A 9,038-nucleotide genomic window follows, 5' to 3' on the forward strand; every position below is an offset into this window, starting at 1 on the left:
CAGCCCAAGGAAATGGCCAAAGTCCAGCTAAGGGTCTGTGACCGGACTGTCTGAAAAACCGGTCTGACTCTAAACCACTTTTTGGCTGCGCCACCTTGGAAAGTCTTGAGCTTCCAAGGTGGCGCGGCCATGCCCGTCCAAACTTACCCCGTAATCAGCGCCGTTCTGTAGTGGAGACATTGCACGCTTTGCCAAGCTCAGGCTCCTCAGCCTCAAGATTAGCCAAGGTCGAGCTTAGTTTCACACTCCAAGAGCAGCTGCCTGCGGGAGCATGCTTCAAGCTTACGGCTGCCCTCTCCTTTAGCAACCTTAACTTATCGTACCGCTGGCCGCACCGCAGCTGGGTCGTTGCGCTCGTCCATCCGGGCATCATAAGTGAGATCGGCCCGCATCGCCCAGAGTGCATTTTGTAGGTAAAGGGGCACAAGCATGGCGTCGTCCAGTGCCGCCAGACTGGCGCGGCGCAGCAAATCCTCGCGCCGTGCCTCGTCCATTTCCACCTCGGCTGCCGCCACCAGCCCGTCCATTGCCGGATTGGAGTAAAGCAGGCGGTTGGCAGCACCGTGACCAGCCTCACGGTCAGGGGTGCGGAGCACCGAATTTAGCAAAACCGAGACCTCGCCTGTGGAGTTGCCCCAGGTAAGTAAAGCTGCCGGCGCCTCACGTCGGGTCGCCCGGTTGATGAAAACGGCATAGGGCTGGGCCTCAACCGTAATGCGAACGCCGATGCGGCTCCACATTTGGCCGAGCGCCTGCACGATCCGCGCGTCATTCATGTAGCGGTCGTTCGAGCCGATGAGGGTGAGCCCGAAACCCTGCGGATAGCCGGCCTGGGCCAATAGACTGCGCGCGCCTTCAGGATCGGCGGCTGGAACAGGCCGATCCGGCAAGGCGCTATAGGCACCGGGCGGCATAAATTGTGTCGTGGCAAGCGCTGCACCCTGCATCACCCGATCCACCAGTATCCGCCGATCAATCGCCATGGCCAGCGCTTGCCGCACGCGGAGATCGGCTAGGGGATTGGCGTCTAGCGACCTGCCATTCGCCGCTGACAGCAGCGGCACCGGCGGAGGCCGCGTGCCATCAAGGGTGACATACATCACCCGCAGGCTGGTGGTCTCGGCAAGCCGGAAGCGAGGATCCGCACGAAAGCGGTCGAGATCGGTGGTCGGGACTTGATCGATGAAGTCAATATCGCCGGCGAGCAACGCGGCGGTGCGTGCCGCATCGTTGGTGATCATTCGGTAGGTGACATTCGCCCAATGCGGACGCTCGCCCCAATACTGTTCGTTACGGATCAGCGAAATGCGGTCGCCTGCAGCATAGGATGCGAGGCGAAAGGGCCCGGTGCCGATAGCGACCTTGCAGCTATTGAAATCCGCTGTCGTCGCGTCGGCGTGCAGCCGGCGGCTTAGGATCAATACCTGTGAGAGATAGGTGGGCAGCAGTGGCGCAGGCCCATTGGTATGCAGGCGCAGCTGGCGTTCATTGACGATCTCGACCCGACTGACCGGTCGGATGTGCGTGGTGTAAGAAGCACCGGGGCCACGCACCTGCAGGATGCGCTCGAAGGTAAAGGCGATGTCCTCGGCCAGGAGGGGCGTCCCGTCATGGAAGCGCACGCCCTCCCGTAGGGTGAACTCCCAGGCCTCCGTGCCGACCGGGCGCCAGCTTTCGGCGAGGCCGGGATGCAGCCGCGCTGTGGCATCCGTCGTCAGCAGCGTATCGAACAGCATCTGCCCGACCTCACCATTCGAGCGGAGCAGGTGGTAGTGCGGGTCGAGGGAGGAGACCGGCGAGCCTAGGCCCATGGTCAGGTTCTGGGCCATCGCTCCGGACGGGGCGGCGGCCAGCATGGCCAAGCCGAGCAGCAGCCAACGCGGGCAGCGCAACATCGGGCGTCCTCCTCCTACCGACCGACCGGTCGGGCATCATTATTCCGGACGCTACGGCGCGCGGCGTGGCGGGACAAGACCCCGGGAGGCCGCGCTTGCGGGGCCCGACAGTGCAGTCTAGGGTCCGAGCGGCACCCAACCGATCGGTCGGTCGGGCCGCGGGATGGAAGGAACGCTCGAGATGACGACAGGCTGGCTCCGCCATGGGCTTGCCTCGACAGGGCTCTCGCGCCGGGCCGCGCTGGGTGGACTGCTCAGCCTCGGCGCCGCCAGCAGGGATGCTAGGGCGCAGACCTGGCCCAGCCGGCCAATCCGCATGATCGTACCCTTTACGCCAGGCGGCGGCGCCGACATCACCGCGCGCTTTGTCGCCGGGCCGCTGGGCGCCATGCTGGGCCAGCCAATCGTCGTCGAGAACCGGGGCGGGGCGGGCGGCACCATCGGCACCGCTGCGGTCGCGCAGGCGCCAGCGGATGGCTACACGCTGCTCTACGGCACGCCGGGACCACTCATCACCAACCCGCATCTGATGGCCTCGCTCCCCTATGACGCGGCGCGAGACTTCGCCCCGGTCAGCGTGCTGACCAAGGGCGCCTATGTCATGGCGGTGCATCGCGACGTACCGGCCCGCAGCGTGGCCGAGGTGATCGCCCTTGCCCGCGCGCATCCGGGCGAGCTGACTTATGCCAGCTCCGGCGTCGGCGCCGGCAGCCACCTGGCGGGCGAGCTGCTCTGTATCGAGGCCGGGATCCGCATGTCGCACGTTCCCTTCCGCGGCACCGGGCCCGCCCTGCAAGAGACGGCGGCCGGGCGGGTGACGATATCAATCGATTCTTACGGGCCAATGCTGCCCCTTCTGCAAGCCGGCGCGCTGCGCGCCATCGCCGTTACCACCGCCGAGCGCATGCCGGAACTGCCCGACCTGCCTACCATCGCTGAGACGATCCCGGGCTTCGAGGTCACGGTCGTCAACTATGTATGCGTGCGTGCAGGTACGCCCCAGCCGATCATTGCGCGGCTGAACGAGGCGCTGCTGCGCGTCCTCTCTGACCCCGCGCTCGACGAGCGGATGCGCGCCGCCGGGTCGAGCCCGCCGCAGGGCAGCACGCCGGAGGAACTGGGCGCGCTGCTGCGGAGCGAATCTGCGAAATGGGGCGAAGTTATTCGCCGCGCCGGCATCCAGGCCGGCTGACCCAAGCAAACCGAAAGGAAAAACCGGAATGTCCACCGAGGTTGTGAAGTTCGAAGTGTCGGATTACGTCGCCGTGGTCACGCTGAACCGCCCGCCGGTCAACGCGGTGAATGCGGAGTTGCGCGACCGCCTCATCGAGATCTTCGATGCAGCGACCGACCGCGACGACATCCGCGCGCTGGTGCTGACCGGCCAGGGCAAGATCTTTTCGGCCGGCGCCGATCTCCGGCAGCGGCCGGATGCCTCGGTGGCGGGCCAGTACTGGCACCACAACCGGGGAACGCGTGAGACCGGCAACTCCATCAAGGAATGCACCAAGCCGGTGATCGCGGCGGTAAATGGCGCGGCGCTCGGCGCCGGATTCGGGTTGATGGCGGCCTGCGACATCATGTTGGCGAGTGAGACGGCGGTCTTCGGCATGCCGGAGATCGATGTCGGGCTCGCCGGCGGCGCGGCGATGCTGAACCAGCTCCTCGGCAAGTCTTTCACCCGGCGGCTGATGTTCACCGGCGATCGCCTGCCGGCGGCCGAGCTCCATCGCCTCGGCGTCATTGACTCCGTCTGGGCGCCGGATGAGCTGCTGCCGGCGGCGATGCGGATGGCGGCCCGGATCGCGGAGAAGAGCCCGCTCGGCATCAAGTATGCCAAGAACAGCTGCAATTTCGTTGAGTTGATGTCACCCAAGGATGCCTACCGCTTCGAGCAGAATTTCACCTACGACCTGTCGAAGACTGAGGATGCGAAAGAGGCGCGCACCGCACAACTCGAGAAGCGCAAGCCCGACTTCAAGGGCCGCTGAGCATGTCCGCCGCTATCGACTACGAAGCCTTCCGCACGGATGTACGTGCCTTCGCCGAGACGCGTTGTCCGCCGGAGATCCGCGCGGTGGTCGCGACCTATCGCAAGCTGTCGCGCAAGGTCTGGTATCCTTGGCAGCGGATCCTGTTCGAGCATGGCTGGGGCGCACCGGGCTGGCCGAAGCAGTATGGCGGCACGGGTTGGGACCTGAAGCAGCGCCACATTTTCGACGAGGTGATGGCGGAATGCGACTGCCCGCCGCAATACCACCACGGCCTCCGGCATATCGGCCCGGTTATCCTCGAATACGGATCGGAGGAGCAAAAGCAGCGCTTCCTGCCGGGCATATTGAGCGGCGAGGAATGGTGGTGCCAGGGCTATTCGGAACCGGGCGCGGGCTCCGACCTCGCCTCGCTGCGGACCGCGGCGCGGCGGGAGGGCGACGAGTATGTCGTGGAGGGCCAGAAGACCTGGACCTCCCACGCGCATGAGGCGGACTGGATGTACACCCTGGTCCGCACCTCGAAGGAAGCGAAGAATCAGCAGGGTATCAGCCTGTTGCTGATCCCGCTGAACGCGCCCGGCATCTCCATCCGGCCGATCCGCACCATCGACGGCTGGCACCATGTGAACGAGGTCTTTCTCGACAATGTCCGCGTGCCGGTGGCCAACCGCGTCGGCGAGGAGGGCGGCGGCTGGACCTACGGCAAATTCCTGCTGGAGCGGGAGCGGCTGGGCGGCGCCAATGTCGCCCCGGCGCTGCGCCAACTGGAGCGCACTCGGGAGCTCCTGGCCCGCGAGCTGGGCGGCGAGCGGCACCGCCTCAAGCGCGCCATGCTGGAGGAACGGCTGCTGCTGGCCGAGGCCGAGCTGCGTGGCGCCCAGGCGCTGGGGCAGGAGGCGATCGCGGCGGTGATGGAGGGGCGGCCGCTCGGCCTGCTGCCCTCGGTGCTCAAGCTCGGCACCAGCGTGACCTTCCAGCATGTGGCGGAGGTAGCGCTGGATGCGGTGGGGGAGAGGCTGGCACCGCGCTTCCGCCCGACCGACGCCGCCGGCCCGAATGCCGAGGCGCCGGGGATCGAGTGGGTGCAGAACTATATGTACAGCCGCGTCCGCACGATCTACGGCGGCAGCAGCGAAGTGCAGAAGAACGTCATCGCCAAGCAGCTCTTCGGATCCTGACGCCCATGCCCTTCACTGCCACGCCCATCGTCGGGGGCGATGCCTTCGACCAGGCCTGCCGCATCGGCCAGGAGGCCGACCGGCAGCTTGCCCTGATCGACGATCCCGCCGGGCATCTCGCCTGCCTCAGGCGGCATTGGGACAGCTTGGCCGGCCTCGGCTGGCTCGCCGTCGCCATGCCGGAGGAGGCGGGTGGCGCCGGCGGCACGCTCTCAGACCTTGCGGCGCTGGCCGGCGGCGCCGGGCGTGGGGGGCTGCCTCTGCCCATCGCCGCTGCCTGCGGGGTCATCCCTCGTCTGCTCGCCGACCAGCCGGCGCTCCTGCCCGGGCTGGCGGAGGGGCAGCACCGTATCGCCTTCATCCCAGCCGAGGCGGCGGTGGACGACGCGGCCGACGTGCTGATCCTGGCATCGGACGGCAGCCTGACCGGCGCCGTGGTCGGCATCGAGACCCCGCCCGACCCGACACATCTCCTGTTGGTGTTGGGTGGTGCCGAGCCGGCCCTGCTGCTGCTGCCGGCCAGAGCGCGGGGGATCGAGGCGCGCCATTATCTGCGCATCGATGGCCGGCCCGCCGCCGACTGGCGCTTCACCGGCCTCGCGGTCGAGCCGGCCTGGGTCCTTGGCCGCGGCGAGGTGGTGGCGCGGCGGGCGGCGGAGGCACGCGACCTCGGCGCGCTGCTGACCTGCGTGGAAGCGGTCTCCGCCGCCGGCGCGCTATTGGAGCAGACGATCGACTACCTGCTGAACCGGGTTCAGTTCGGCGTGCCGCTCGCCTCGCACCAGGCGCTGCGGCACCGGGTGGCGGAGATGTACGTGGAGTATGAGAACCTGCGCGGCCTTGTCCTCCAGGCGCTGCGCATGGCGGCCGCAGATGATGGGATGCCCTGGCGTGACATCGCCTTCGCCAAGCTGCGGCTAGGCGAGGCCGGGCGCTTCATCGCGCAATCCGCCATCCAATGCCATGGCGGCATGGGCATGACCGAAGCCCTGCCGGCCATCCGTCTGGCGCGGCGGATCATGATGGCGGAATTCGAATTCGGCGACCGCACTTTCCACGCGCAGCGGCTGCTTGACGCCGGACGGAGCGCGGCATGAGCGACGTAGGCCCGCACCCGCTGGAGCGGATGTTCCGACCCCGCTCGATCGCCGTCATCGGCGCCTCGGGCGATCCCGACAAGCTTGGCGGCCGGACGCTGCTGCACCTGAAGGAGCTCGGCTATGGCGGCCGCATTTACCCAATCAACCGCAGCGCGCCGGAAGTGCAGGGCCTGCCCGCCTGGACAAGCGTTGCCGCGCTACCGGAGGTGCCGGACAGCGCACTGATCCTGCTGCCCGCGCCGATGGTGGAGCGGGCGCTGGAGGACTGCGCCGCGAAGGGCATCCGCCATGTCCAGATCCTCTCCTCCGGCTTTGCCGAGGAGGGCGGCGAAGGCATTGCCCTGCAGGCGCGGCTGGCCGAGACGGCACGGCGGCACGGCATCCGCTTCACCGGGCCGAACTGCCTCGGCAGCATCAGCCCGCCGGACGGGTTCTTCGGCACCTTCTCCAGCCTGCTCGCCACCGCGCGTCCCGGGCCGGGGACGGTGGGCGTCGCCACGCAGAGCGGCGCCTACGGCTCCCACATCTACGCCGTCGCGGGTTTCCGCGGCATCGGCATCAGCCGTGCCATCGCAACGGGCAACGAGGCCGATATCGATGTGGCCGCGGCGATCGACTACCTGGCCGAGGACCCCGGCACGCGGGTGATCTGCGCCTCGCTCGAGGGCTGCCGCAACGGCGACGGGCTGCGCCGGGCGCTACTGAAGGCGGCGCGGGCGGGCAAGCCGGTGATCGTCATGAAGGTCGGCAGCACCGAGGTCGGCGCGGCCGCAGCGGCGACGCATACCGGCTCGCTCGCTGGCGAGGATCGGATCGTCGATGCGGTGTTCCGCGAATGCGGCGCGCTGCGTGTGGCCTCGATCGAGGCGATGCTCGACATCGCCTATGTCTGTTCCCTTGCGCCGCTGCCGCCGGCGCCCGGGGTCGGCATCCTCAGCGTCTCGGGCGGCATCGGCGTGCTGATGGCCGATGCCTGCATCGAGGCGGGGCTGGCGGTGCCCGCCATATCGCCCGAGGTGCTGGCGGAGATCCGCGCCATCCAGCCCGTCGCCGGCGGCCGCAACCCGATCGACACCACCGCGCAGCTCGGCGGCCGTATGCACGTCTTCGAGGGCATCAGCCAAGCGATGATGCGGGGGGCGGAGCTGGGCGCGATCCTGTTCTACCTCGCGCATATCGGCCGCAACGTGCCGCGCTTCCCGCCACTGGAGAGTGCGCTGGTCGCGCTGCGTCGCAACTTCCCCGACCGGCTGGTGGTCGCGGTGATGACGCATGTGGACGAGGTTCGGCTGCGGCTGGAGGCGGAGGGCATCCCCGTCTTCGAGGACCCAACCCGGGCGGTGCGCGCGGTCGCCGGCGCCGAGCGGCTGCGGCGCCTGCGCGGGGAGGCCGAGGCGCTACCGCCGGTGCCGTCCCTCTCGGCCTTGCCGGCGCTGGGCGGGCATGAGGCGGCGGCGAAGGCGGTGCTGGCCGCGGCCGGCCTCTTGGTGCCCCCGGAGCAGGCCTGCGCCACGGCCCAGGCGGCAGTGCGGACGGCCGAGGCGATCGGCTTCCCGGTGGTGGCGAAGATCCTCTCCGAGGACATCCCCCACAAGACCGAAATCGGCGGGGTCATGCTGGGCCTCGCCGATGCCACGGCGGTGGAGGGTGCCTTCGCCGAACTGATGCGGCGCGCCCGCGCGGCACGGCCCGAGGCGCGAATCGAGGGCGTGCTGATCGCGCCGATGCTGCGCGGCGGGGTGGAGACGATCATCGGGACGCTGCGCGATCCAGTCTTCGGGCCGATGGTGATGTTCGGCCTGGGCGGCGTCTCGGTCGAGCTTTTCGCCGATGTCGCCTTCGCCTCGGCACCGCTCTCCCCGGCGCGGGCGGCCCGGCTGGTGGACGGGGTGCGCGGATCGCGGCTGCTGGCGGGCTGGCGCGGCGGCCCGGCGCTGGACCGCGCGGCGCTGGAGGCGGCGCTCTGTGCGGTCGCGGCGCTCGCCGCGGCGCGGCCGGAGATTGCCAGCATCGACGTGAACCCTTTCCTGGTGCAGGAGAGGGGCGGCTTCGCCCTGGATGCGGTCATCCTGACGGGGGACGTGCCACCAGGAGACGCATGAAGAACCTCGCCGATATCCTCGAGCTGGATGGGCCTGCCGGACCGCCGACGGAGCGGATGCTGCAGATCCTTACCGAGGCCTGCCGTCTGTTCGCTACGCGCGGCTTCGACGGCGTCTCGGTACGCGACATCGCGCAGGAGTGCGGAATCTCCAAGGCGACGCTCTATCACCACTTCCCGGACAAGGACGCGATCCTGCGTCCGCTGGTCATGGGCATCACCCGGTCGTTGCATCAGCGCGTGCTGCGGGCGATCCCCGCCGAGGCCGAACCCGCCGAGAAGCTGCGCGCCTTCATGGTGGAGAGCGCGCGCTTCTTCGAAGAGTACCGCTGGGCCTTCATCGTCTCCTCGACCGTGTTCTGGACCGACCCGCAAGCACGGCAGCGACGGCAACGGATTGAATGGCGCGACAGGCACGAAGCGCTGCTCCGCATCATCCTCGAAGAAGGAGTACAACGCGGCGCTTTTCGGATTGAGGATATCGGCATGGCTGGACGGTTGGTGCTGGGCGCCCTCAATTGGATGCCAAAATGGTACGATCCGAAGGGGCCGCTGCCGGCGAGTGCCATCGCCGAACAATTCTATGACGTGCTGTTAGCGGGCGTGGGAGCAAGGCCGGACGTCATTACAATTTGAGCGCCGTCCTCGCATGAGATTTTGTCAGATTTCGCGCTAAGCCTGACAATGGCAGATACAAGTATGTTCGGCCTAAGCGGCCTCGAGGATCGCAAATACTCACCAGTCGGTAACATAGGCGACACTTGGCGCCC

Annotated in this window: 7 protein-coding genes; 6 read left to right on the plus strand and 1 reads right to left on the minus strand. The window is 68.1% G+C overall.

Annotation, left to right across the window (positions count from 1 at the left end):
• Nucleotides 1-314: 314 nt before the first annotated feature.
• Entirely contained in the window at nt 315-1,895 is a 1,581-nt protein-coding gene (locus tag QWZ14_RS29840; RefSeq protein WP_290320706.1) for an ABC transporter substrate-binding protein, read from the minus strand.
• Between the two features lie 316 nt (nt 1,896-2,211).
• Between QWZ14_RS29840 and QWZ14_RS29845 the strand changes: the two genes are divergently transcribed.
• The 6 genes from QWZ14_RS29845 to QWZ14_RS29870 are packed head-to-tail and all read left to right on the plus strand — an operon-like array spanning nt 2,212 to nt 8,904.
• Nucleotides 2,212-3,087: a Bug family tripartite tricarboxylate transporter substrate binding protein gene (locus QWZ14_RS29845; RefSeq protein ID WP_290320707.1), complete on the plus strand. Its 876-nt coding sequence runs from the start codon at nt 2,212-2,214 to the stop codon at nt 3,085-3,087.
• Between the two features lie 28 nt (nt 3,088-3,115).
• A complete protein-coding gene (locus tag QWZ14_RS29850; protein ID WP_290320708.1) occupies nt 3,116-3,886 on the plus strand; it encodes an enoyl-CoA hydratase/isomerase family protein in 771 nt (256 codons plus the stop codon).
• A gap of 2 nt (nt 3,887-3,888) precedes the next feature.
• Entirely contained in the window at nt 3,889-5,067 is a 1,179-nt protein-coding gene (locus QWZ14_RS29855; protein WP_290320709.1) for an acyl-CoA dehydrogenase family protein, read from the plus strand.
• Nucleotides 5,068-5,072: 5 nt separating this feature from the next.
• Nucleotides 5,073-6,164: an acyl-CoA dehydrogenase gene (locus QWZ14_RS29860; protein WP_290320710.1), complete on the plus strand. Its 1,092-nt coding sequence runs from the start codon at nt 5,073-5,075 to the stop codon at nt 6,162-6,164.
• Nucleotides 6,161-8,269, plus strand: a complete 2,109-nt coding sequence (locus QWZ14_RS29865; protein ID WP_290320711.1) for an acetate--CoA ligase family protein — start codon at nt 6,161-6,163, stop codon at nt 8,267-8,269. Before QWZ14_RS29860 ends, QWZ14_RS29865 begins: the two co-directional genes overlap by 4 nt.
• On the plus strand, nt 8,266-8,904 hold the full coding sequence (locus QWZ14_RS29870) for a TetR/AcrR family transcriptional regulator (RefSeq protein ID WP_290320712.1): 639 nt from the start codon (nt 8,266-8,268) through the stop codon (nt 8,902-8,904). The genes QWZ14_RS29865 and QWZ14_RS29870 overlap by 4 nt, the downstream gene beginning before the upstream one ends.
• Nucleotides 8,905-9,038 lie beyond the last annotated feature (134 nt).

Source organism: Paeniroseomonas aquatica (assembly GCF_030409335.1).
GTDB lineage: Bacteria > Pseudomonadota > Alphaproteobacteria > Acetobacterales > Acetobacteraceae > Belnapia > Belnapia aquatica.